The 25,410-nt window shown below is 55.9% G+C and carries 20 protein-coding genes and 3 pseudogenes; 14 read left to right on the top strand and 9 right to left on the bottom strand.

From position 1 onward, the window contains the following. The first annotated feature begins 27 nt into the window (after positions 1-27). A pseudogene (gene tnpA, locus LIW51_RS25455) lies at positions 28-388 on the top strand (IS200/IS605 family transposase). A 971-nt stretch (positions 389-1,359) separates the two neighbouring features. Here the strand turns inward: tnpA and LIW51_RS25450 are convergent. The 4 genes from LIW51_RS25450 to LIW51_RS25435 form a co-directional block, all read right to left on the bottom strand. Next, on the bottom strand, positions 1,360-2,502 hold the full coding sequence (locus LIW51_RS25450) for an acyl-CoA dehydrogenase family protein (protein WP_227378921.1): 1,143 nt from the start codon (positions 2,500-2,502) through the stop codon (positions 1,360-1,362). Between the two features lie 588 nt (positions 2,503-3,090). Beyond that, the gene (locus LIW51_RS25445) at positions 3,091-3,411 is read right to left on the bottom strand and encodes a cupin domain-containing protein (RefSeq protein WP_227378920.1); all 321 of its coding nucleotides are present in this window, start codon (positions 3,409-3,411) and stop codon (positions 3,091-3,093) included. A gap of 62 nt (positions 3,412-3,473) precedes the next feature. Beyond that, complete coding sequence (locus LIW51_RS25440; RefSeq protein ID WP_255767582.1) at positions 3,474-3,647, bottom strand: hypothetical protein; 174 nt, start codon at positions 3,645-3,647, stop codon at positions 3,474-3,476. A 146-nt stretch (positions 3,648-3,793) separates the two neighbouring features. Beyond that, the gene (locus LIW51_RS25435) at positions 3,794-4,444 is read right to left on the bottom strand and encodes a helix-turn-helix domain-containing protein (protein ID WP_227378918.1); all 651 of its coding nucleotides are present in this window, start codon (positions 4,442-4,444) and stop codon (positions 3,794-3,796) included. Positions 4,445-5,027: 583 nt separating this feature from the next. Here LIW51_RS25435 and LIW51_RS25430 point away from each other — a divergent pair. The 6 genes and pseudogenes from LIW51_RS25430 to LIW51_RS25405 all read left to right on the top strand — a co-directional run bounded on the left by LIW51_RS25430 (position 5,028) and on the right by LIW51_RS25405 (position 11,840). Next, entirely contained in the window at positions 5,028-5,984 is a 957-nt protein-coding gene (locus LIW51_RS25430) for a CDP-glycerol glycerophosphotransferase family protein (protein WP_227378917.1), read from the top strand. Continuing rightward, positions 5,972-6,682: an NTP transferase domain-containing protein gene (locus LIW51_RS25425; protein ID WP_227378916.1), complete on the top strand. Its 711-nt coding sequence runs from the start codon at positions 5,972-5,974 to the stop codon at positions 6,680-6,682. Before LIW51_RS25430 ends, LIW51_RS25425 begins: the two co-directional genes overlap by 13 nt. A gap of 36 nt (positions 6,683-6,718) precedes the next feature. Further along, entirely contained in the window at positions 6,719-7,417 is a 699-nt protein-coding gene (locus tag LIW51_RS25420; RefSeq protein ID WP_227378915.1) for a glycerophosphodiester phosphodiesterase, read from the top strand. Between the two features lie 181 nt (positions 7,418-7,598). Next, positions 7,599-8,273 (top strand): annotated as a pseudogene (locus LIW51_RS25415) (IS6 family transposase). 332 nt (positions 8,274-8,605) lie between these two features. Continuing rightward, positions 8,606-9,805: pseudogene (locus LIW51_RS25410) on the top strand (epoxide hydrolase family protein). 571 nt (positions 9,806-10,376) lie between these two features. Then, positions 10,377-11,840 (top strand): FAD-binding oxidoreductase, encoded by a 1,464-nt coding sequence (locus LIW51_RS25405; RefSeq protein ID WP_227378914.1) that lies wholly within the window; start codon positions 10,377-10,379, stop codon positions 11,838-11,840. Between the two features lie 425 nt (positions 11,841-12,265). Here the strand turns inward: LIW51_RS25405 and LIW51_RS25400 are convergent, their stop codons facing one another. Beyond that, entirely contained in the window at positions 12,266-12,526 is a 261-nt protein-coding gene (locus LIW51_RS25400; protein WP_227378913.1) for a HalOD1 output domain-containing protein, read from the bottom strand. A 200-nt stretch (positions 12,527-12,726) separates the two neighbouring features. On the opposite strand from LIW51_RS25400, the gene LIW51_RS25395 reads away from it, so the two are divergent. The 4 genes from LIW51_RS25395 to LIW51_RS25380 all read left to right on the top strand — a co-directional run bounded on the left by LIW51_RS25395 (position 12,727) and on the right by LIW51_RS25380 (position 18,942). Beyond that, positions 12,727-13,353 carry a class I SAM-dependent methyltransferase gene (locus LIW51_RS25395; RefSeq protein ID WP_227378912.1) on the top strand — a complete coding sequence of 209 codons (627 nt, stop codon included), beginning with the start codon at positions 12,727-12,729 and terminating at the stop codon, positions 13,351-13,353. A gap of 560 nt (positions 13,354-13,913) precedes the next feature. Further along, positions 13,914-14,465: a hypothetical protein gene (locus tag LIW51_RS25390; RefSeq protein ID WP_227378911.1), complete on the top strand. Its 552-nt coding sequence runs from the start codon at positions 13,914-13,916 to the stop codon at positions 14,463-14,465. A gap of 294 nt (positions 14,466-14,759) precedes the next feature. After that, positions 14,760-17,993 (top strand): PAS domain S-box protein, encoded by a 3,234-nt coding sequence (locus LIW51_RS25385; RefSeq protein WP_227378910.1) that lies wholly within the window; start codon positions 14,760-14,762, stop codon positions 17,991-17,993. 598 nt (positions 17,994-18,591) lie between these two features. Next, the gene (locus LIW51_RS25380; RefSeq protein ID WP_227378909.1) at positions 18,592-18,942 is read left to right on the top strand and encodes a DUF7344 domain-containing protein; all 351 of its coding nucleotides are present in this window, start codon (positions 18,592-18,594) and stop codon (positions 18,940-18,942) included. An 81-nt stretch (positions 18,943-19,023) separates the two neighbouring features. Here the strand turns inward: LIW51_RS25380 and LIW51_RS25375 are convergent, their stop codons facing one another. Together LIW51_RS25375 and LIW51_RS25370 are read right to left on the bottom strand one after the other, a co-directional pair. Beyond that, the gene (locus LIW51_RS25375; RefSeq protein ID WP_227378908.1) at positions 19,024-19,674 is read right to left on the bottom strand and encodes an SIMPL domain-containing protein; all 651 of its coding nucleotides are present in this window, start codon (positions 19,672-19,674) and stop codon (positions 19,024-19,026) included. 322 nt (positions 19,675-19,996) lie between these two features. After that, a complete protein-coding gene (locus LIW51_RS25370) occupies positions 19,997-20,905 on the bottom strand; it encodes a haloalkane dehalogenase (protein WP_227378907.1) in 909 nt (302 codons plus the stop codon). A gap of 270 nt (positions 20,906-21,175) precedes the next feature. Between LIW51_RS25370 and LIW51_RS25365 the strand changes: the two genes are divergently transcribed. Continuing rightward, a complete protein-coding gene (locus LIW51_RS25365; protein WP_227378906.1) occupies positions 21,176-21,520 on the top strand; it encodes a hypothetical protein in 345 nt (114 codons plus the stop codon). A 937-nt stretch (positions 21,521-22,457) separates the two neighbouring features. After that, complete coding sequence (locus LIW51_RS25360; RefSeq protein ID WP_227378905.1) at positions 22,458-23,045, top strand: CFI-box-CTERM domain-containing protein; 588 nt, start codon at positions 22,458-22,460, stop codon at positions 23,043-23,045. Here the strand turns inward: LIW51_RS25360 and LIW51_RS25355 are convergent. Both LIW51_RS25355 and LIW51_RS25350 read right to left on the bottom strand, forming a co-directional pair. Beyond that, complete coding sequence (locus LIW51_RS25355) at positions 23,038-23,568, bottom strand: hypothetical protein (protein ID WP_227378904.1); 531 nt, start codon at positions 23,566-23,568, stop codon at positions 23,038-23,040. The genes LIW51_RS25360 and LIW51_RS25355 overlap by 8 nt on opposite strands. Further along, on the bottom strand, positions 23,558-24,064 hold the full coding sequence (locus LIW51_RS25350) for a hypothetical protein (protein WP_227378903.1): 507 nt from the start codon (positions 24,062-24,064) through the stop codon (positions 23,558-23,560). Before LIW51_RS25350 ends, LIW51_RS25355 begins: the two co-directional genes overlap by 11 nt. A 277-nt stretch (positions 24,065-24,341) precedes the next feature. Here LIW51_RS25350 and LIW51_RS25345 point away from each other — a divergent pair, with 277 nt between their 5' ends. Beyond that, positions 24,342-25,181, top strand: coding sequence for a VOC family protein (locus LIW51_RS25345; protein WP_227378902.1), 840 nt, complete (start codon positions 24,342-24,344; stop codon positions 25,179-25,181). The last annotated feature ends 229 nt before the right edge of the window (positions 25,182-25,410 follow it).

Below are 25,410 nucleotides of genomic sequence, written 5' to 3'. Positions count from 1 at the left end.
TCGACGGGAAACCACACTGTCTATACAATTAACTATCACTTCGTTTGGTGTCCGAAGTACCGCCATGCCATCCTCGATAAGATTGAGCCGTCGTTGGAACGGAGTATCCGAGAGGTGGCCGAACGGTACGGATACGACGTTCTCTCGTTGCATATTGCTCCAGACCACGTATACCTGTTCCTGTCGGCTCACCCCAAACACGCCCCGAGCGATATTGTGCGAACAATCAAGCGCTTCACCGCACGAGATGTGGGAACAGCACGAATCGTTATTGGCGAGAGTGTTTTGGGGCGGCGGCTTTTGGGAATGCTCGTTCTATGTGGGGACGGCCAGGGAAATGAGCAGTCGGACTGTGGAGAGGTACATCAACCGCACGGAGCATGTCTGAATCAAGCTTACGCGATTCACCCTCGGAGTCAAGCCCCGAGGCACTCTCGCTGCGTTTTCTGTAGAAATTAGGAAGGAGATGAAGATTAGCTTGGCAGTTCTTTCCGACCTGTTCGAACGCATTCCCAACAAGGGAAACCGCCTAAGTCGTCACAGTCGCAGTTTTCCGGCGTTTCATCGTCAGTTCTATGTGCACGTTGTTGGGCTATCTCGTCGGTTTCAGTCGACATAATAAATTACCCACCCACTGTCCAGCCCTGATTGTTGGTACTCTCTTCATCGTATTCAGGCTGCAGCACGGTAACGAACCCATCAAACTTGCAGGTGACCGTGTCGTCAAGCGCTTCGACAGTTACTGGCGATGAATGAGCCATATATTCTACTCTACTGCAAGTGCCATAGTCGCGAGCCATCACCACAGTGAAAGTGGTTTTTCATCCCTCAAGAGCCTGGATTTCGAGCGGGTGAGCGACTGTCCGTACACTTTCACTGACGGCGATGAGACGGTCAAGTTTACTTTGCTCTCATGGGCGAGAGAGTTGGGTTTGATTGCGTTTATGTACGTCAATTGGTTCACTACGTTTTCGGTTTTTGCTGAGTTGGATGGCTGATTAGACTCAAGATTCGCCATTGGGCTCACCGTAGCTGGTCGATATCGTAATACTGTAGCGAACTGCTCTCATCATCAGGTAAAATTGCGAAGTCCCATTGCGATCGGTCTGGGAATTGCTCTTCACCGATAATTTCGATTTTGAGATGAGTGGCGCGAGGACGGTCGTCAAGTATTCGTGGAGCGCTGTCTCCGAGTCATAGTCGTATAATTCCCTTACACACCACCCCAGGGAGATGGCGTTTATTGACAATACACTGTCCCTGTATCCTCAGGCGTTCTTCCCTTCATAAGTATAACAGCATGGGAAATGCCCGGAGGCCCACCGTTGGTGCCCTACGTTATACTCACCGATGAGTACTCTATGTACTGGGATGGGCCTCGTAGACGGCCTCAGCGAGTGTGTCCTTGTGACCTTCGTTCGGCCCCCCGGCGATTGTCAGAAGACGAGCGTCACGAAGATATCGTTCGACATGTTTTTTGTTCGTGTAGCCAATGCCGCCGTGGAGCTGCATTGCATCGTTTGCATTGTCAACAGCGGCCTGTGTCGCATACACCTTCGCCATGCTCAACTCTCGAGGTGTCTCTTGGCCTCGATCAGCCATCTCGGCTGCTCGGAGCGTGAGCAGTCGGGCCGTATCGACCCGTTCTGCCATCTTCCCAACGTCCCACTTCACACCTTGAAAATCAGCGATGGTCTGGCCGTACTGTTCGCGTTGGTTCGTGTACTCGACTGTGTCATCAAGCGCAGCGCGGGCAATGCCGACACCTCGAGCGGGGACGTTCACGCTCGTTTTGATTTCGCTCCGTTGAACGTACGCTTCACCCTCATTGCCGACCATCTGATGGTTCGGAATGCGGACATCAGAGAGCGTTGCTTTCGGTGACTTAGCGGATTTCGCACCGAGCGTATCCCAGACCTCTTCTACCTCGAATTCATCGCTCGGAACGAGAAACGCGCTGATATTGTGCGGCACCTCATCGTCAGGGCCGGTTTTCGCGTACGTAAGAACATAATCGGAGTGCAGAAAGTTGGTGATCCATTGCTTGTGCCCGTTCAACACCCACGCATCTCCATCCTGTTGCGCGCTCGTTTCCATCTCCAGTTTGTTGCTCCCAGCGTTCTCCTCGCTCAATCCGAGAGCACCGACCGTTTCGTATGACGCCATCTCCGGTAGATACCGATTCCGCTGTTGATCAGTCCCGAACCGTTCGATGACTGTTGCAACGCCTAAATGAAGGGCGAGTGTGCTTGCAACGGACATGAGCGTAGCAGACAACTCTTCGATAAGGAGTGTGAGTTCAACCAGTCCATCTCCCATCCCGCCATATTCCTCGGGAAGCGTGATGCCCGTATATCCACGGTCGCCCAGTTCGTTCAGTATCGCGCTCGGGTGTTCCTCGTTTTGATCGAGGTCGATCGCTTGTGGCTTAATCTGTGTTTGTGCGTATTCACGGGCGTCCTCGCGAAGTGTCTGTTGGGGCTCTGTGAGCTGGAATTTCATGTTTTACTCTACAGACTGTTCACCTGTGAAGCCATCAAGATTTCCACCTACTCTAGATACGCTGTTTGACGCCCGTAGACTTCCGTGGGGACTATGCGCTCTATCGCAGATCCGCTTGTTGGCCGTCAGTATCGTCAAGCACAGTGAGCCAACCCGTCTATCAGCATCCTTCAGCGAATTAAACTGATTTCCGCTTCCTGAAATATCACCGGACATTCCGTAGCAAGGTTGTTCGTGGCTCCCGAGAAAAGCGGTCACTCCGCAGCGGGGAACCACTTGAACGCTTCGAGGGTGATTAGGTAGACATCGAGCACGTCGAGATAACGAATCGCGTACTCGGTCGGGTATAGCCTACCTCAGCGAACACCGGGGGGGTACTGATCGGTGTGTGTACATTGTCCGGTTTTCCGTCGAGGAATTCCGTCGTAATCATCGGTTCGACGAACGTGAGTTCACCAACGTCCCCACCGTCAGGGTTGTTTGCCCCCCGGATGAGGGTATGGGTGAACTTCTCGCCTTGGAACTGGCTGACCCGACTGCAAACCCTTTGTAATCACGTTTTCTTGTTTTCAGGCATTAGAGTCGATTTCACGGTGCACCAGTCAGGACGAACAGCGACTCGGTGTCTCCATTTTGGATTTGGCGGGTGGCTTCCGGTGGGATTCGGAGTGCATCACCGCTCTCCATCGCTACGTCGTCGCCGTTTACCGTCACCGTCGCTTCCCCGTCAATCAGGAGGTACACCTCCTCGTGTTCTCGGTCGACGTGTGCGTGTTCTTTCCCTGTCCAACCGGGGTCGCATTCGAGCACTGAAATGCCGAACTGTTCACATCCGAGCGGCTCCCGGAGGAAGTGTAGCCCGTCACCAACTGCCTCGACGTCCTGATAGTTGACTTTCGTATGCGCCATACACAGTTGCATACCGTCTCAATAAGTAAAATCACCGTGGCTATAGAGGGCAGAACGGCAGTCTAATTTGTAACGGCTAGAAGTGGGTTGAGATACCTGGAGCCATAATAGGCATTCTCGCAGCCCTCAGGCACGTCAGCAGCACGTTTCAACGACGAAACGGATTGATTCGCAGTATATCCCGGATTGACACTTTTGACCAGTGCCACTGCAGCGGTAACCTGCGGAGTCGCCATCGACGTGTCGGCGAGCCAATCGTAAGTGGAATACACAAACTGACGTGATCACCATGGCAATGCCGATGGATGTTGCCCATCAGGGGTGAGACAACGCGATGATGATTTCAATCCCCGACTGTAGCCCAGTATCCAGCGCCTCCATCTCACACAGAGGGGTCAGATCCCTGCAACAGCTGTGATAACAGATTATGCTCTGCGCGTTGGAGATGCTCCGCGACAGCCGATGGATCCAGTTCAACTTCACTTGCGGTATCGTCGGTTGACGCCTCACGTGGAGCCTCGTAGTAACCCATTGCATAAGCCGTCTGAACGATTTCCTGCTGCCAGTCGGTGAGCACATCGAGTTGGGAGGTCGGCCCTCGGTAGTCCGTCAACCGCTCGAGAAGGACGTTCAGGCCCGCGTCGCTGGCTGGCGCAACGGTTTGCCCGATTTCATCCTGCGATCCGATGACCGAGAAATCGAGTCCGCCCTCGCAGATGTTGGAGACATCATGGGTGACGCCGTGCTGGTGAATGGGAAAGTCCTCGGCGAGGTCTGGCGCACTGATTTTGCACAAATAGGTCACGCCTGACGATGATGAGGCCAGTCGTTCCCACCAGACGACTGATTCGAAGCCGTCCAGTTCGGATTCTGAGAGTGAGTCATCGACCTGAAGTAAGATAACGCCGCCTGGGCCGTGGCAGACGAGTTCCGTCGCATCGCGGAACCCTGCCCTCCTCACAGCCTCGATAAGGGTCTTGAGTCCGGCCGCTGCAAGCTGGGAGTCGCTGAGATGGAGGATGGCTTCACGCATCTGTCTAGTCCCTCGTAGTATGGCTCCGGTGGAACCAGTTACGCCCAATACACCGGGCATATTCATATAGCACCTCCATAGTGCATCCCACTCCAGCCAACGTGTGATGCTAAAAAGTCATGTTTCGGGTAGGCAATCTAGATGCCAACGTCATCAATTGACTGTTGAAGATTTGTCTGACGAACCGCGCGCGAGCCGGAAACGAGGAGTTAGTAGTAGAACGAATTATAATATCAGTTTGCCATGATTTTGTGGGTTGCTAGTCAGCGGTTTACACCCGGTGGTATCCAAGCAGAGCCGACAGTGCTCGTCCCACCGCTCGTCGGAGGTCTCACTCGAGTTGGGAATCGCGTTACTCGTCGTGAACATCGCAGCCATTCGTGTGTAGTTGAACGTAGTAGTTCACCGTCACCGTATAAACTGTACCGAGGGACATTATTAAATATGAATATCTCCTAGGGAGCAGGGTGTACGAGAAACAGTTGCGCTGATATCGCGCTGTAGTTGCGTAACGTACTCACTTCCACGGGGGTAGCAGGGGGAATCCATGGTCGAAATACTGTATATCATAGAACGGAGATTTATGGGGAAGACGTTTGAATCGATCGATAACCACGTCGATGTCTCGTCAGCGTACATCCCGGTTCGTCCGGAAGCCCGCGGGTGTAGCGACAGTATTCCGGAGCTAGATGTCGACGACATGACAGACGTCGATCGAAACGTACGGACGATTGACCCGGCGGTCGTGGTGTACAACCACCGGTATCGAATCGAGGACGTTGATTTTCACGACGAGTATCCCCTCGTCCACGTCCGACACGGTGCGTCGGTCGGACGTGGAGAGAGAACCGTAACGACCGAGACGATCGGACACGCCGTCGCCGCCGCACTTGCGCCGGGTGAGCGGTGGGCGCGGCGATACCGAGAGGTGTTTTCCGACGACGTTCGCGTCGCGGTTGTCGGGATTCCGGAGGCCGATGACCTCGTCGCCACTGACGCACCTCGTGAAAAACGGGTGCTGTACGCGCCGACCAATCACAACTACGGCGGTGGGTCGTACCTACACACTGCGAAAGCAATTCTCGACACGTTCGCCGATACCGAGTACGAACTGCTCTTCCGACCGCATCCAATGGATCGAACGGAGGAGCCGGGACGGTCGCTCACGCAAGCCTGCAAGAAGCGAATCTCGGCACTCCCAAACGTAATCTTCGATGAGAATCCGACGCCGAATGCGAGCATGCTGGTCGCCGACTTGCTCATTTCCGACTATTCCGGCATCATCGCCGAGTGGCTCCACACAGGACGGCCTCTCATCCAGTTGACCGATATCCCCGTCGAGGATACCGCCGTCCCCGAAATTGGGTACGTGACGAGTGTTGCCGATTTCGACATCTCGTCTGTCGACGACCTCTACGAACGGGGCTACTCAGAATCGGTCGCCGAGCGTGAGGCGGCGTGTCGCGCAGACCTCGGTATTCCCATGGACGGGCGGGCCGGTGAACGCGCCGCCGCGGAGGTGATCGCATGCAGGCAGTGATTCTCGCAGCTGGTTGCGGAAGTCGGATGGGGGACTCGACTACAGACGTTCCAAAGGCCTTTCTCGAGGTCAACGGCCGGACGCTTTTTGACCATCAACGCACCGCACTCAGTGGTCGCGTCGATGGGATTACGATCATGCTCGGATATAAGTGCGAGAACGTCATCGACGACCTCACCACAGTCGATGTCATCGTTCTAAAACGCTGGGAAAAGTACGAAAATGCCGAGTCACTTCGGCGTGCTCTCGAGTGCATTGACGATGACGTTCTCGTGTTGAACGGCGACGTGGTGGTCACACCGTCGATTATCGACCGGCTTTTACAGCATTACACGACACTGGACGGTCGATACAACATCGTGGCCTGTCTCCCGGGCATTCAAAACGAACACACCGCGATTCAGTGTGACGAGGAGGGGAACGTCATCGACTATGGGATGGTTCCTGGCCACCGTCATGCCGGCGTCGGGATCGTCAGTCGTCAGTATCGGATGGAGGCAATAGAGTTCCTCGCCCGCAACCGCACAGAATGGTATCCACATATTTACCCCGAATTGCCGACAAAACGGCTGGTGATTCCATCAGCTAACCATCTCGAAATCAATCGTCCGAACGACCTCGTGGACGCGCGTAAACGACTACCTCTCCACGGCAACCGACATTTGACAGCGTCCACCGATCCTAGATCGAAACGGTAAGCTTATTCTTCGAGAGTTCAGTGCACCATTCGAATAATGGAACTCATCGCCCATCGAGGGTGCGCGGATCAATATCCTGAGAATAGCGTTTATGCAGTCAAGCAAGCATCGCTTACCTTTTCAGCCGTTGAGATTGATGTCCGACGCTGTCAATCGGGCGAACTCGTCGTCTTCCATGACGAAACCGTCGATCGCCTGACCGAGGGACACGGTTCGGTCGCCAGAATGAAGTGGAACGAACTGCGGAAACTAGAAATTCTGGATTCCGGCGAGCGAATCCCACTGTTGTCTGAGGCGCTTGACGCAATTCCGTCGGAAGTGAGCGTCCAAGTAGAACTCAAACAATCGGGGATAGCGGCCGACGTACTGCGGCACATCAACGACGCCGGTGTGGATGCGCGCATTACCTCATTTCTCCCATCCGCACTGACCGAGGTGCAGGAACACGACCCGAACATGGTGCGGGGGTACCTGTTCGGCGAAACGGTGGGCGTCACTGCTGGTATTCGAACCGCGCTCGCCCTTGCGTGCGACTCGCTTCATCCCCACTCGAAGCAATGTCTCGAGACGGATATCATCGATCTTGCTCATGGAAACAATCTCGACGTAATCGCGTGGGCAGCCGACGACGAGGTAGTCGTCAGCGACCTCCACACGGCCGGCGTAGACGCGGCAACTGCTGACCGCCACATGGCAGTGATACAGGCAACCACTGATTCTATGGCCGCCGACTGAAGATGCGTGTTAGCGCGGTATACACGCATGTGGTAACACGGTTGAGAGCTCTTCAAATCGACCATGCGCCACGTAACTGTTTCACGCGTATTGAAGGTGGTATCTTCTCGGAGTTCGGTGACAATAGCGCTCCTAAACACTGTCTAGTTGAGGAGTGAGCAGGTCGGAGTAGTTGGTGTGCATGCAACTTGCCGACCCTGGGTGAGACGTTAGATACGGGGCAGCAAGACGTTTGGGAGAACGAGCGCACACCGACACCTGCCCGACGGTTTGGGGTGCGTCTCCATTCGATGGGGTTGTCGGTCAGGGAGACGCAAGCAGTTTCGGACTGGCTGAGTGTCGATCACTCCAACGGTGCGGTTCGCCAGTGGACTCATCGCCTGGCCGACACCGATCCCGACCCGCGATGGCGAAGCAGTCGGCGGGACGGAGTAGACGAAACCGCTGTCCAAATCGGTGATGTGTGGTGTTGGCTGTACGCCGCAACTGATCTTGAGACGATACTTCTGCTTGACGTCGAGTTGTTCAGTCGTCGCGGAACCGACCCTGCGGCGGCATTCATCCACCGCCTCACGGAGAAACACGATGTCTCGAAACGACGTTTCCCGTCGATGGTTTTGGCTATACGACTGCCCTCTCGCGACTCGGATTAAGCGGTCACCTCGACTATGCCGACCGAAACCATATCGAGAAAGGGTTTCAGACCTTCAAACAACGCACCGACCGCTTCTATACGAGTTGGACTGGCAGTCGGCGAGCAGTTAGAGAACGGTGCCAACAGTTAAAACGCTATTACAATCTGCATCGCCCGCATCAGGCATTAGACCGTCAAACACCCCTCGAAGCACTCAACTAGACAGTGACAAATCATTGGCTATATAAAAATCCCTAGTTGAAATCTAATTTTCAGCGATATCTAATACCTCGCATGTCGTTCTTACTTCCGTGGGGAGGGGGAAGCCAGATAGATAAACGACTGACAGCAGCGCATAAAAACAGTCAATTACGGTACCAAGCCTCAAGGGCCACCCTTCCGGTCCGCGGTGGCATCGACCCGGCCACGGGTCGCCCCCCCTCGACGAGGAGGGCTACGGAGATGCGGCGGTGGGTGGAAAGGTAAACATTCGGCCAAAGCCGACACGATCCACTCCTTCTGCCGCCATATCCACCAATCCAAGGAGAAACCACATGTCCAACGAAACCGAAATCGAACCCTTCAGCATCGACGTTCCAGAAGAGGCACTTGATGACCTCCACCGACGCCTGGAGGAAACGCGGTTGCCCGACGAGGAAACCGTCAGTGATCAATCGCAAGGCGTCCAGCTCGCTACGCTTCAGGAACTCGCGCGCTACTGGGAGTCAGAGTACGATTGGCGCAAGTGCCAGGCGAAACTGAACGACCTACCGCAATTCAAAACCGAGATCGACGGGCTAGACATCCATTTCATTCACGTTCGTTCAGACCATGAAGAGGCGTTGCCGCTCATCGTCACACACGGATGGCCTGGCTCGATCCTCGAGTTTCTGAAGATTATCGAGCCACTTACCGATCCCACGGCGCATGGCGGCAACGCATCCGATGCGTTCCATCTGGTGATTCCGTCGATGCCGGGCTACGGGTATTCGGGCAAGCCGACCGAGACCGGCTGGGATCCTGGCCGCATCGGACGTGCCTGGGTTGAGCTGATGAAGCGCCTGGGATATACGGAGTTTGTGGCGTAAGGCGGCGATTGGGGGGCGGGTATCTGCGACGTGATGGCTATGCAGGAACCTCCGGAATTGCTCGGCATTCACTCCAACATGCCTTCTACTGTTCCACCCGGAGTGTCAAAGGCGCTTGTGCGCGGCGATCCGGCACCATCCGATCTCTCAGACGACGAAATTCGGGCGTACGAGCGGCTGAACGAGTTCTTTACGAAGGACATAGGCTATGCAATCGAGATGGGGACGCGTCCCCAAACGTTATACGGACTGGCGGATTCTCCCGTCGACTTGGCAGCGTGGATGCTTGACCACGACATCCGCAGTTACGAGCGAATCGCAGGCCTCTTTGCCGGACAACCGTTCGGTGACATCACACGAGACGACATCCTCGACAACATCACGCTCTACTGGTTGACGAATACGGGGGTTTCTTCGGCTCGTCTCTATTGGGAAACTTTGCACGAAGGAGAGGCCCGCTTCTACGATGCTGTCGACGTCTCCATCCCGGCTGCCGTGAGCATCTTTCCTGACGAGATCCATCCAGCCCCGCGGAGTTGGACAGAGCAGGCGTATCACGACCTCATCTATTACAACGAGCTCGACGAAGGCGGGCACTTTGCGGCCTGGGAAGTGCCAGAGCTGTTGGCGTCCGAGGTCCAAGAGGGATTCAGACCACTCCGCTAATCAGAGAACGGCGGGCACACCATATGCCCGTATTCTTCCGCCAGACACGACAACATCGATGTCGCGATCTAGCTAGTGATTTCACCGAACTTCGAGACGGACGAATGCCGGTCGAGGAGGCACTAAACTAGACATTGCCCGCTCCTAAAATCCGTATCCAAATGGAGCAAATTCACTGGCCTGGTTTATGAGTAGTCGCCGAACCCTCTCGACGAAGATGGAACTCTCCCATTGAATTGCTTATCCCAGTACCGACGCCAGCGGTTAGCATCTGTTGGGGTTGTCCGATACAATTTGTCACCGAGATAATGGCTTGCTCCATGCGGTTTCAGATACTCACCCTCGACACCGAGATCTGACTCCTCACAACGTTGGTTCATCAGTGAGCATGATCTTCTGTCGAAATCGCGGGGAGGTCGACCCCATTCCTACGTATCACGGTGTCGATATCTATTCCTCTACGGATAAAGCAGGTCGAGTGCCTTGGGGCGTGATTCCGAGGCGGTTCGAACTCTCCCCGCGTATACCCACTTGGTCGGGGATTTATGTCTGGTGCTTACGTCTGGACTCTATGGCGTACGACTGTTCGTTTCTTGAGGATCTTACGTTGGATGGAAAATTTTCGCAAAGCCAATTCGACAGAGGGAATCACGCTGGAGACTTCGGTACCCGTAAAGAGGACGAAGTCGAGCCAGACATCGTCGTCTTTGTCGAATCAACCTCGGACGTCGCTGCGATCGTTACGGCGGCTAATCACCACGAAGTTCCGGTCACGCCCTATGCTGCGGGAACAGGACTGGAGCGCAACGCCACACCAGTCGAGGGCGGTATCAGCCTCGACACCACGCGAATGGATGTCATCCGAGAGATCCGCCCTGACGACCTCCAGATCGACGTCGAGGCGGGCGTCATCGGCGAAGACGTCAACGAGGCTCTCGAGCGGTACGGACTCTTTTTCCCGCCACTACCATCTTCGGGGGCAATCTCCACAATCGGTGGGATGATCGCTACCGATGCGTCTGGCCAGCAGACGGTCAAATACGGTGAAGTCGCCGATTGGGTACTCGAATTAGAAGCGGTATTGCCTGACGGCTCCGTCATCGAAGCCGGAAGCAAAGCAGCCAAGACCTCCAGTGGCTACAACTTGAAGGAACTACTCATCGGTAGTGAGGGGACGTTGGGTATTATCACGCGAGCAACACTCGAACTCGCCGGTCGTCCTGAACAAGTCAAGGGCGGCCGCGCCGTCTTCCCGACGTTAAATAACGCTACTGAAGCGATCTCTGATGCGGTCACGTCGGGGGTGGACGTGGCCAAGATCGAACTCATCGACGACCAAACTGCGATATTGGCCAACGATTACTCCAATACAGATTTGCCAGAACAGCCGATGGTATTCGTTGAGTTTCATGCCAACCACGGCATCGACGAGGAGATCGACTTCTGCCGAAGTATCTTCGAGGTGCACGGCCTCGAGCAGATGGAGATCGCCGCTGGAGAGGAGATGGAGCGACTCTGGCAGGCTCGCAAGGATATCACTTATGCAGCCAAAGAGTATGATCCAGATCTCGACATCGGGCCACCTGGCGATGTAACAGTTCCCATCGGTCGTTATCCGAAAATGATCGCCGAGGTCGTGGACGTTGGCGAGGAGTACGGTTTCTCTATTCCTTGCTTCGGCCACGCCGGTGACGGAAATCTACACTACTTCGTACTGGCTGACTACGACGATCCAGAAGAGTCAGCCCGTGCTCGTGAGGCGTACACCGAACTTGTAGAGCGTGCCATCGATCTCGACGGCACTGCAACCGGCGAGCACGGCATCGGCGTGGGCAAGCGCAAGTTCATGGAACTGGAGCATGGCGTTGCCGCAGTCGGTGCGATGCGAGCTATTAAGCGAGCACTCGACCCGAAAGGAACTTTGAATCCCGGAAAAATCGTCCCAAGTAAAAGTCACAACGGGAACGATGACGGCATCCGTAGTGACCGTGGAATCACAGAGACGATCACCGATAGTGACTTCTCCCACGACTGAAGTCGTGGGCTTTCTCCATGCTCCCGCTGTAAGCCGAACGGTTTTAGAGGATACGTCTAACATCATCCCGATAGAATCGGTTATCTATTTTCTCTGATATCGTTGGAGATGAGAGGGCGTAGCTCCGGGTCAGCTCACGTCAAACGCGGCGAGGTCCGCATTATACGCTCAAATTCATACTCCTAGACTCAGTTATCCAAAATACGATCGAAGCCTTGGTGAAGGTCGTGGCCTGATACATTCTCGCCCCCTCGTGTCGAAGCCTTTGTTCTCAGGTGCTGGACGAGGTTTTCGCCTGATTGACTCGATGGCTTACTCAGTTCGGCAAATACTTTCTTCACAAGAATCTGGCTCGCATTGGTACGAGAAGATATCGTTCGGCGAAGCTCCACTTCGAGGGGGAATTACCCTAGCACAGGATGCAACTACTCTACTTTCACATGAACCTCGCCATCGTGCCAAACTGTGACGGTCGCCTCTTCTATCTCGAATTTAACTGACATAACTGTGTTCCCATCATGGTCGAACAGGTCGTCAAGGGGATCGGGGTCAACGTAATCGTAGAGTACCCAATCTTCCGAATCCAAATCGACACCGTCGTGGTCTTCGAGGGCTTCGACGACGACTTGATGGACTCGCGTTTTCCCACCATCGGAATACTTTTTGGGCGTAGTTGTTACCCACATTGTCACACCTTACGCGGGGACTATTGTTGCAGGTGTAATAGCAGTACTGGCTAATAGGCTTAAAAGACACACCAAGTCGTTGCTTCCACGGTTATCAGCTTCAAATGACTCGAACAACTGCTCTCGTCAGAGGGGTACGGCGCTCGATGTCCGAACTAACGACCTAGAAGACTATGGCGTACCGTCCCTTGGTTCCGACGATGAGTTCGCCCGAAGACGGATTCGACGAGGCGTACGCCGGAACACCGCCGTGGGATATCGGCCGCCCCCAGTCGGCCGTTCGCTCGCTGTTCGAGACGCAATCGTTCGAGGGGCCGATTCTCGACATCGGCTGCGGGACAGGCGAGAACGCGCTCTTCCTCGCCAGTCAGGGATACTCGGTTCTCGGAATCGACGCGTCCCCTCGAGCCATCGAGAAAGCGCGAGAGAAGGCGCAAACGAGTAACGCAGCTGGGCGTGTGCGCTTCCGAATCCAGAACGCGCTCTCGCTCGATGAGCTCGATGAAGAGTTCGGCGTCGTCCTCGACTGCGGTCTGTTTCACGTCTTCGACGACGAGAACCGACAAACCTACGTCGCGTCGTTAGGCAACGTCGTGACGCCGAACGGCCACGTTGTCGTCCTCTGTTTTAGCGATCGGGAACCGGGCGAATGGGGGCCACGGCGAATCAGCGAAGCGGAGCTTCGGACGGCGTTTATCGACGGATGGGCAGTGGAGACGATCGAGCCGGCTCGTTTCGAAGTCAACGCTGACCAGGAGGGAGTCGACCCGTCGAACGACGAGAGCGTCGAAGCATGGCTCGCCATCGTTCGACGCGCCAACGAGTGACTAAACGCGACGAAGAGATCAGCTAGTGAAGTCGGTAGATTCGAAGGCGACTCTACCGTATCAGACTTCCTATTGTGAAATCGTCTCATTCACCTCGGTCAACCAATTGCGAACCACTCATTCTGCCATCACGCTATCGAGAGAATTGAGATATATACGGGTATTTTTCAGCAGAAACGCTGCCGATCACGTCGTCACCAATTAGAGGGAGTCACCCGTAGACTACGGTAAGAGGCGCGGATGGCCGGAAAACCGGGTCACGGTGTTGCAGCACCGTGACCGCGCTTCGGACTACCCAAAGCAATGTTGACCAAACTAACGAATCCAGATAACGACAGCGAATCGAAGTGCGACACCGATAATCTTCTGGATTATAACCGCAGTTCAACTACCCCCAACGCATCCGACGCATCGGTAAGCTTTGACCTCATCACTGGCCGGGGCGAAATTGCGCAGTGGACGTTCCTCGATACAGGTCTGCAAGTCACCGTTGAGCGGACTCGCCGACCGACTTACGTCAAAGCTCAGTTCGCCGACCCCACCGAGGAGGGTGAGGGACGATGGTGCTCTTAGACCGTCGCGACGAGTTCGCGGAGAGCGAGTCCGATTTCGAAACCATCGCGGCGACCGCACACGAACTCTACCACAGCGATGAATTCCACGATGCGTTCGTCCGAGCGATTCGCTCGGTCCTGACTGATCACATCGACACCGACAAAATTGACGATGCCGCAGACGCGGTGCTCGCTGAGTGGTTGTGGAGGGATGGAAAGGGCGGATTATTCCAACTCCGCAACCAAATCGTCTCGAACGAACAGGCCGATCTCGCCGAGTGTGACATCATCTATATGGCGAGTGCGGTGGACGCCAACCGCGTTATCCCATTCGTCGTCAAATCAGCGGTTCCCGAGAAAACGGGGGTCTCCGTGTGGCGGGTCGACCCTGACGATGGGGAAATCAGTGGTCGTGAACATTCTGCCGGTCACGTTCTGTTCTGCGACCGCTTCTCCGTCGACCGAAGTCGCCGAAACACCCGCGAGAATCCGTACCTCATCGTCGAAGAGCTTGCTGAGACAATCACCGAGGATAGTGAGAAGGGCGAAACGGAGTGATCTCTCACCGGCTAAAACCCGTGGAATTCCGTCAGAAAACTCCGGCCAATACGTCACTTGCAAGGGTTCAACACGCACTTCATAGAACTGGAGACACTCTGGCGAACCTTTCTTTTTCTCCCGCAGAAGGCTGTGACGTGGTCAAACGCGCCCCATGACAACCCTGACATCGCCGCCCGACGAACAACGCAGATAATACCAGAACTACGGAGGTTTTGGGTTGGTGAAAAAGAAGCGGACGGTGATTCACGGCCGTGTGCTATATTGAGTCGTAGTGCGTACGAATGCCAATCTATGACGTTGAATCGAGAACAAGACGACCCATACTCCGAGAAGAAATCCGAGAGCGATGTTTGCGCTGCCCTCCCTACGGAGTTAGAGGATCAGTCGATTTTCCAGCAACTCGTCGGGCTCGTACCCGACGGGACAATCGCCATCAACAAGGAGGGGATAATCGTGTTCGCCAACCCGGCGGTAACGAACGTTCTTGGTTACTCACCAAGCGAACTCGTGGGAGAACCGCTGGAGTCGTTCCTCCTCCATGACCACGACACGGAACTACCGTCTGTCGCTGATCGTTTGAGCGAAGAAACCATTGAGCGACTCGACCTACGTGCACAACACGCGGACGGCCACGAGGTTCAGATCAGTATCGATGTACGAAAACTCACGCCGGATGATCACCGGTTGTTCGCGGGATTCGTTCGAAACCGGACACACCCCGAGAACTTCGAACAGTCGACCGGGCATTACAAGATTCTCGCCGAGTTGGCTGGTGATGCAGTTTATCAGTTGGACAGCGATGGGAACTTCGAGATGGTCAGCGATTCCATCGTCGAGATAACCGGGTACTCGCGCAACGAATTGCTGGGCGAGCACGTATCGATGCTCCTCGACGAAGAGACGGTCGCCCAAGGCACAAACGTAATCTCGGAATTACTCGGGGTCGAGGATGAACGGGTCGGAACCGTCGAGTTCGGATTCCACACCGCCGATGGGAAGACGATACCCTGCGAAGCGAAAATAGCTATTCTCGAATCAGACGGTGTAATGCGAGGGACGGTCGGTGTCGTTCGTGACGTTTCAAAACGTAAGGAGCGGGTCGAAGAGCTTCGACAAGAGCGCGGGCTGATCGAACACGTCCTCGAGACCAGTCCGGTCGGTATTGGCGTAATCTCGCCCGATGGAGATATCTCGCGGGTCAACGATCGCGCCGAAGAACTGTTCGGCCTCACCGACTACGAACTTACGAACCAGACCTTCGACGTCTCTCAACGCAAACTCTACGATTCGGAAGGGCAACAAATCTCTCCCGAAGACTTACTGGGGCGAGTGTTCGACGATGGTGATCGCGTCCTCGACACCGAATTCGCACTCGGTCAACCCGATGGTAGCCGTGTCTGGCTCTCGATTAGCATCGCACCCATCGAGAGCCAAGCGGGAGACGTCGAAAAAGCGGTCATCATCGGAAAAGACGTCACCGACCGCAAGGAGCGGGAGGAGACCCTCCGGGAAGAACGAGACGTCATCGAGCACGTCCTCAAAACGAGTCCCGTCGGCATCGGGGTGATCAATCCCGATGGAGACATCTCCCGGGTCAATGACCAAGCCGAAGAACTCCTCGGGCTGACCATGGAAGAGATCACCAATCGGACACTCGACGTCTCCCAGCGGAAGTTCTACAGTGCCGGAGGACAACGGGTTCCACCCGAAGACTTAATAGGGCGAGTGTTCGACGACGGTGAGCAGGTGCTCAACTCCGAATTCACCCTCGAACGTCCCGATGGTGATCGTGTCTGGGCTGCTATCAGCATCGCGCCAATCGAGAGTCCGACGGGAGTCATCGAGAAAGCGGTCGTCATCGCAACGGATATCTCCGATCGCAAGGAACGGGAGCGGCGAATGCGCGAAAGCGAAGCTCGACTCCGCCAGATCGCCGAAAACATTAACAGTGCTATCTGGATGGCCGACGCCGATATGAGCGAGATACTATACATCAATCCTGCGTACGAAACCATCACGGGGCGGTCACGGGATTCAGTCTACGACAGTTTGTTGAACCACCTCGACGCCGTCCATCCACAAGACCAGCAACGAGTCGGAGATGCGATGAAAAAGGCACCGCAGGCGTCAGGAAACGAAACTGGGGCACTTCGATTTCAAGAGAAGTACCGTATCATCCGCCCCGATGGCTCGACTCGGTGGGTCCACAGCTTCGCGTTTCCGCTGCAAAACGACGATGGCGACGTCTATCGGTTCGTCGGCGTCATCGACGATATTACGGAAGTGAAAGAGCAGCAACTGGAACTCGGCCGGCAGCGTGACGAACTCGAGACGCTCAATCAGATCAATACGGTCATTCGACAGGTGAATCAGGGCTTAGTGCAGGCGACAACCCGTGAAGAGATCGAAACACAGGTTTGTGAAACGTTGACCGATTCGAAGTTGTATCACGCTACGTGGATTGGCGAAGTCGATGGTGGCATTCGCAAAATCGAGCCGAAGACCGGAACTGGGGTCGGTGCAGGGACCCTCGACACGTCGTTCGACGCTGAAGAGGGAACGCCGATCGCGATGACGGTCGAGTCCGGTGAAGTTCAGATCATCCGCGACTTCGACAGTCTTCCAACCGGAGTCGCCGTCGACGCGCCCACTAACCAGAGTCGGTTCGTGAGCGGTCGGCAGTTCGCCGCGGCGATTCCGCTCGTGTATAAAAATACGGTCTATGATGTGCTCGTTGCCTTTTCCTCACGGGCGAATGCGTTCGGCGTTCGAGAACAAGCCGTTCTCCACGAGTTAGGAAAGACTATCGGGTTGGCGATCAACGCTGTCGAACGGAAGAAGGCACTCCTCACCGACACGGTCGTGGAGTTAGAATTCGAAATTTCAGACCAAGATTTGTTCTTAGTGACTGAGTCGGCCGAGACCGGCGCCACGTTCGAAATGGAGGGCATCGTATCGCAATCCGATGGTTCGTACCTCCAGTACTTCACCGTGATCGATGGGTCTCCAGAACGCGTGCTCGAAGATGCTGCCGGTGACGATTCCATCGAGCGTGCGCGGCTCGTCAGCGACCACAGGGATACAGCTCTGATCGAGTTCATCATCGCCGGGGTATCACCAGCCACAATCCTCGCCGAATACGGCGCAACCGTTCATTCGGCCACGTTCGCCGATGGAAGAGGGACAGTCGGAGCGGCCGTCTCTCAACGGGCCGACGTTAGGATCGCCGTCGAAGCGGTTCAATCGACGTTCGCCCAGTCCGAACTCGTCGGTAAACGCGAGCGCGAGCGGTCAGTCCGAACAAATCGAGAGTTCCAAATGGCACTCGAAGAGGTTCTCACGGAACGTCAGTACGCAACACTTGAGACCGCGTACTACGCTGGGTTCTTCGAATGGCCGCGTGACAGTTCGGGTGAGGATATGGCAGAATCACTCGGAATTGCACCGGCTACGTTCCACCAACACGTTCGAACCGGGGTACAGAAGCTGGTCGAAATCCTCGTCGATGACGCTGATAGTCTGTAATCTGATTCGGATTACCCTCGCTCGATACACCACCGTTCACGATTGACGGCTCTCGTGAGCCACTCCTCAGCGAGAGTCGACCACTTATCGAGCGTTCGAATTGACGATTTTTAGACTAGTACCTAACAAATTTGGATGGGTCGGTCAGAGGTGGTTGAGCAGGTAGGTACGCCGAACGCACACCAAATTCTATAGGCCGTAAATCACTCGGAGTCCCAAGCACGCCGAAGCACATCCCATGATTTACTCGGTGATCTCACTGGCACCGCCGATACGAACCCCGTAAAACGCGGTATTTGTCCCTTTAACCGACTTCCTTCCGAAAATTTCGTCCGGAGGTGACAGCAGAACCCTCCGATAATCGAAATCCAATATGTGTAGGGTGGCGTCGGTGCAAACATGGCCGCAATTTCCGCCGAGATGTTTCATCACTTCTCTTGTCGTCGAATAATTCGACCTGATTCGGCCGGTTTTGAAGGTATTTGCGTCCGAACCGCTTAATTCGGCAGTCGAAGAGTTCGTCCCCTATAACGAATCGACGGTTGTAAATTCTTTAGACATCCAAACTTTGCTCATCGCATCGGTACATTTGGGCACGATGGACGACAAGCACCTTGAGCCGAACGATATCTCGATAGATACACTGATTACCGTCCTCTCCAACGAGCATCGTCGGATTATCCTCGCGTACTTACTCCAAGAGAACGACCCTGCATTACTCGAGGAACTCATCGACTGTATCGTGAGAGAGTTTCAGCCGGACGGCGAGGTTCGACAAAACGAACTGAGGACGTTCACCGCTCTAAAGCTTCAACACGTACACCTACCACTGATGGACGATGTCGGCATAATCGAGTACGATACCGGACTGAAAACCGTCGAGGGAATGGACGCTATCGAGTTGGCCAAGCCGTATCTCGAGTTTGTACGACAGAACAACTCGAAATGATTTCCTCAGAGGATCATAGAAATCGAGAGTGACATTCTCACACCGTTAACGGCGAGGGTTACCACGCATGGGGAAAACCAGTCACCGTTTCGCGTTGTACGTCACCTGCACGTGTGCCGTAACCGACACCGGTCCGGACTCGATGTCCGTTCCATCACTGCTTGCAGCCATATTTGCTTCGGCGTGATACGGCCGGACGTTTCCGACACTGGTGGCAACGGAATCCACGTCGGAGATGGTGAGATTCGCGTTGGTGGCGAGTATCTCGGCGTCGGCACGAGCGTTGTCCATCGCGTTCGTAAGCTCCTTTTCGCGGAGTTCCGAGTGAGTTTCCTCGGAGAGGGTGAACTGAACTCGTCCGACGTTCGTCGCACCGTTGTTCGTTGCCGTCTCGATCACCGTTCCGACTCGGTCGACGTCCTCGATTTCGATTTCGAAGGAGTGAATCGTGCGATATCTCGGCTCTGTCGCTTGGTCACGCTTTGACTCGTAGTCCTCTTGAATCGTGTAGTGACGGGCTATCACTCGATCATCGCCGAGACCGACGCTGGCGAGCGCCGCTCGCATGGTGGAGACCTTTTCGGCGACCCGCTTTCGGGCAGTCTCCGGGTTGGCAGCGGTGGCTTCGACGCCAACGGTTAGAACTGCCCGATCCGGTTCGGCGGTCACTTCGCCCGTCGCGCTCACGCTGATTTTCGAGTTCGTATCGTCCGTGCTTCCGTCGGTTTCCATCTCGGTGGAATTCCCGTCACTGAGTCAAGCGACGCCGCCGAGACATCCGGCCATCACGAGTAATGCGGCGACTGCGATCGGGGCAACAAATCGTCTTTGTACCATACGCCCGTGAATCGGTCGAATAGAGCAAATAGGTATTGTAGAGTGAAATAACAATGTGAGTTACTCTCTGGCAGTCGCCTTGAATCGACCGCTGAAGAGTACGTCCTCAGTCGTCCCTGATTCGCCCAGTTCCGCGCCCTGTCGCCGCAGAATCAAGTACACTTCCCCTCTCCGAAGATAGTGACTGCCGCCACTGAGACCGGGTTGGTCGTCTTCGTCACGATGTTCGATCGACGAAGTTGACGATACGTTCGGCAATTCGTTCGCCCGCATCCTCTTGTAGGAAATGGCCTGCGTTCTCGACCCAGACGTCCGGTTGATCCGTCGCTGTCGGAATCGACTCACGCAGTGAATCACGAACCCCACGAAAGATGGGATCAGAGTCGCCGAACAGCACGAATGCCGGTTTCTCCCACTCTGAAAGTCGCTTCGCGGCAGCTCGCATCGCGTCGGCACCGTCCGTCTCGGGGTGAGTAGGGACGAGCAGCGGCCACGCCCGTGCCCCAGCCTTCGATGGCTGGTCGGGGAACGGGGCGCGGTAGGCATCTTTCGTCGCTGTGTCTAACTCGGTCACGCAGCCGTTCTGAACCATCCGTCCGATGTCCGGGTCGTCGGTGGATTCGATGAATTCCCTGAACGCCAGCCACTCATCCGCCATCTTCTGGGTGCCGTCCGGGAGACCAGTGTTCATCGGAACCAATCGAGTGAATCGTTCAGAGTCGTTCATCGCCATTGTCAGTCCCAGCAGACCACCCCAGTCCTGACAGACCAGGGTGACGTTTTGCAGGTTGAGTGCTTCCACAAACGCTGTCAACTGGTCGAAATGACGACTGAAGCTGTACGCCTCGATTTCGTCGTATTTGTCGGAACGGCCGAACCCAATAAAGTCGGGCGCGATTACCCGCCCACGTTCCGAGAGCGTCGGGATTATCTTGCGATATAGATACGACCACGTCGGTTCGCCGTGCAGACAGAGGAACGTTTCGTCTGCGTCGGCAGCCGTACCCTCATTTGCGTCGACCTCAACGTAGGCCATTTTCGCGTCGTCGACATCGACGTACTGTGGATCGTACGGGAACTCCGGCAGGTCGTCGAAGTGCTCTTCTGGTGTGCTAATCAGGGTCATTTGTTCTCTGCTAACAGAGAGCAGTGACATAACGTCTGTCCTTTTCGAGACGAGAGATCAATTTCGGGAACCACAGTCAAGGCACGTCGTCGGTGAATAGCTGTGGGGTATGACTCCGCGTTTTTTGCCGGTTCTCCCAGAATCGGCTCTGTTGAAATACTCGGAGAGATACAAGCTCGATTGGTATCACGATTCAGTTACCCTGATCCGGTACTTAAATAGAAACAACACCAGCACAGTCACGGCGAAGGCGGCCGGCATGAACTGAAGTTGTGTGAGTGGGTCTGGCGGGGTGAGCATTGCACTCGCTACCGTCGCCACAAGACTGCCGACCGCGAGGATCCCTGCGATCCGTTCACGACGCGTCTGGGGAGCGTCCCGTTCGTGCGAGTGCCGATAGAAGAGCGTTCGATGATACGTCGTCCGGGGGCTACCTCACTGCATCCCCCCCTCGGCGAGGATGGTGGGATTCTATCCGGAACTCCGGAGAAGCGGTGGCACCACGACCTCGCCGGGACCCCGGCCGGTGGTCTCACCGTTACCGATGGCGCCTTGATAGCCGTCACGAGTAGGGAGGACGGCACTGACCGGATTCACGTCTCCGACCCTGCGTAGTCTACCGATTCCGGTCGTGAGGTCGCCTCGTACAAGAAGAAAGACGACCAGTACTAGCGGGGGCTCACGGTTACAGTCGTCGGAGAGCGTCAAGTACGGTTACTTATCTTCGGTGATGCGGACACGCTCTCCCAGGAAACGGAACGACGCATTGGCACGGGTCGTCTATTTCGTGATCGATGCGTCCACAGATCGGTTGGCCAAGCGAGTTCGTTGGAGGGTCACTGCGAGACATCCTCTGTCCATACCGACCAAAGTAATAAGTACATTTTCGAATTTCACTGAAGTATGTCTGACGCTTGTCTAACTCAAGTCGACGAGTACACACGTATTAGACTAAGCTTCCTCAAGAGGGTTGGAATTTTCCAATTGACAAAGTCGATTGAAGTTGATCACTCTATCGTTTCGTTTGGTTCGCCTCGACCTGGGACGGCATACCCTGTTCAGCAATCAACTATCGAATAACTAGTGGCTTCATTACGTAGAAACAGGCGCAAAGCCTCGCCCTTGAGGGCGGGGATACGCGCCGTCCTGTCTTTTTCACGAACACCGTACTTATGCCGTCTGGCGTCATCTATTGACGTAACTCACTCGGGAAACTTGGAGTTGGCTTGGGGTCTCCGTCACCAAAAAGCAACCCTGCCCAAGTGGGCTTCGTCACGTGGCTTCCAGACGAGGAAGGCCGATGGCACGGCCCACACGGTGCAAGCGGATATCCAACACGCCACACCCTGCGAAGGGCCGACGTATTGCGTGCAAACCCGGTACTGTCCGACCGCCGGACAGGAAGTTGCCTCCGTTGGCCCGAATCAGCGAGATTCGACGCTAAGCGTGAGGAATCCTCGCCCTTCAGGGCGGGGAGAACGTCAAGGCAGCGCGTGAACTGCCTTTTTCCGAACAAAAGCGATAACACAGCGCCCGATAAAACTCGTCCAAGATGCCCGAGGATGACGAGCCCCAAACTCTCGAAGGCGTCGGTGACGGGCGGAAGAAATTCGTTACCGTCGTCACGAAGGACGGGAAGCGACTGGTGGAGGGAGATGCCTATTTCCGTCACGCCGACGACGCCTTCATCGTTTCGAGCGATCCGGCGTTCGACCCGTCGGCGACACAACGGTTCCCGAAGGACGAACTCCGGGCGGTCACGGTCAATCAACACCACAGCAATTGCTTCGTCACGACGGCCGTGGCCGGTGATGGGGCGACGCTCGACGCCCTCCGAGAGTTCCGTGACGACGCCCTCACCGCGACGCTGCCGGGTCGAGCGCTCGTCCGAGCCTACTATGCGGTAAGTCCGCCCGTCGCGGCAACGCTCGAACGCCGCCCTGGAACCCGAACTGCGCGGCTCGTTCGGACGCTCGTCGAGTGGTGTGCGTTCCTCGCGCGCCGCCGCCGAACCGCCGCCCCCGCAGGTCGACTCGCGCTCTCCCTGCTACTGACGGCGCTGTACGTCTTCGGCGTGACCGTCGCCGTCGTGGGACACGCCGTCATCACGGCGGACGAACGCGCGAACGACGTTAACTGAAGAACCGCCGGACGTTCTCTGCAGGGTCGAACCCGAGTCCAGTTCGATGGTCGAACTGGACGTCGTGGTCGGCGAGGCAGTCGTCGATGTTCGTCGGGAGTTTGTCGAGGTCGGCGTCGTGGAGGCGGTAGGCTTCTGAACGTTCGTTGGTACCGTACACCGTCAGTTTCGGGCGACCGAACCTCCCACCTTCGTCGAGTCGGACGCGTTCGATGGTGTCGTAGTTGTACCAGAGAACCTTGTCCGCCTGTACGAGTACCTCGTCGAGACCGTGAATCTCGAACACGCGAGCCATCGCGTCGGCCTCGCGGTGGTGCTTTTTCGTCCCGAGACCGAACATCGGCGTGATGTAGCCGTACTCGGCGATGTAGAGGCCGTCGTCGGCGAAAAACAGCTCCGCGATTCGCAGGGGGAACGACCCCGCCATCCCGAAGTGGACGTGGAGTTCGACTTCGACGTTCGTGTTCGGAAGATTTTCGAACTCCTCGGGATCAGGCGCGAAATCGTCGGATTCAGTTCCCACCGTCTTCACCTCGGAAGGCGAAATAGCCGAAGAAGTACGCGCCGGCGACGAACGCGATACCGGCGACCGGACTCACCTCGACGGCTACGTAGAAGCCGACCGCGAGACCCGCAACCGCCAGCGCGACGGTGAGTCGAGTTCGACGAGGGTACGTCGTCGAAGCAGTGGCCGAATCCGTTGCATCGCCACTCATCTCCGCATCGTCTCCGCGCTCTCGTCCCACGCGTTCAAAGTGTTCAGTCGAATCGACCGTTGCTGCGTTCTCGTCGGTTCGTCCGTGCACGAACCGCCGTTCGCCGACGTACGTCGTGACCATGATCACGAGACTCGCAAGGACGATGACGGTTCGCATCGACGAGGACACGACGACGCCGGACTTTTCGAGGAGGGTCGGCGAGAAGATGGCTACCAGCCCGCCGAGATAGACCGCTACTCGGTGAACGGTGAGAAAGTGCAGCAGATCCGCATCACCGCGACTCTGGCCCTGTGACGCCATAGCTTGGCGTACAGAATGCGACGATAAAAAGTTCCGGGTTCGACGCACGATACGAAAAGGATCGACCGAACGACGGTATGAATCGCTATCGACTGAGCAGTAGTCGCTTTTCGATCAGTTCGTCGCCCCATCGAATGAGATAGCCGTAGGCGAGAACCACTAGAAGCATACCGACCCAACGAATTACATCGGTTCCCGACCCATCACCGGACGCAATCCGATGACCAACCGCCTCTCCGCACGGATGGAGTGGATTCCGCAGGAGAGACCGACACCCATGACACGTACATCAATCATTCCGGAGACGACGCAAATCGGACGCACCGCACTGCTCGTGACGAATCTCGACGAGATGGTCGATTTCTATCGAGATATCGTCGGCCTCACGGTTCGAACGCGAAACGAGTCGACGGCAACACTCGGTGCGAACGAGACGCCGTTACTCGTCTTGGAGCGAGACGAGAACGCATCGCCCAGGGGCCGCGAGCAGGCGGGGCTGTTTCACAACGCGTTCAAGGTGCCCTCGCGCGCCGCCTTAGGTGCTGCACTCGATCGGGTTCACGATCGCTGGGGGTTGGATGGGGCATCCGATCACTACGTGAGCGAAGCCCTGTATCTCACCGATCCCGAGGACAACGGCGTCGAAATCTACAGGGATCGACCGCAGGAGGAGTGGCCACGTGCAGACGACGGCACGGTGCAGATTGGGACGATACCGCTCGATCTCGATGACGTTGCTGCGCAGTCGGATAGAACAACGGAAGTTCCCTCCGGAACGACGGTCGGACACGTCCACTTGGAAGTCTCCTCGATCGCGGCCGCACGAGCGTTCTACGTCGAAACGTTAGGGCTGCGTGTGCAGACGGAGGCACCATCGGCGTTGTTCCTCGCAGCAGGAGACTACCACCACCACCTCGGTGTGAACACGTGGAACAATCGGTCACAGCCGGCGGGTGGTCGCGGACTAGCGTGGTTCGAATTTGTCGTGCCGGACGAGGAGACGTTTGCGACTGTACGCCGCCGCCTCGCGGACGCCGATGTCTCAGTTACAGAACTCACTACCGGTCTCCAAATCGCCGACCCGGACGGGATCACCATCCGACTTCGAGCCAAATAATCGAGCGCACACCTACAGCGATAGATACGAGAGGGAGTCAGCCTTTTGCTGATGCCACTCAGAGGTGTAATCCATACGTCGTGCTCAACTCGTGTACTGGACTTCACGGCAGGTGACCCCTGCTGTAAATCGTGAGCAGAGAACCATTCACGTCAGAGGATTTCCAACTGATTTACGGCGTTCTGTCCTCCACATTCGTGCTAACAATCGGTCAAAATCCGAATGAATC

It is taken from the genome of Haladaptatus halobius, from assembly GCF_020618475.1.
Taxonomy (GTDB): Archaea; Halobacteriota; Halobacteria; order Halobacteriales; family Haladaptataceae; genus Haladaptatus; species Haladaptatus halobius.
Note: the sequence above shows the minus strand (reverse complement) of the source record. Positions and strands in the feature narration are given on the sequence as shown.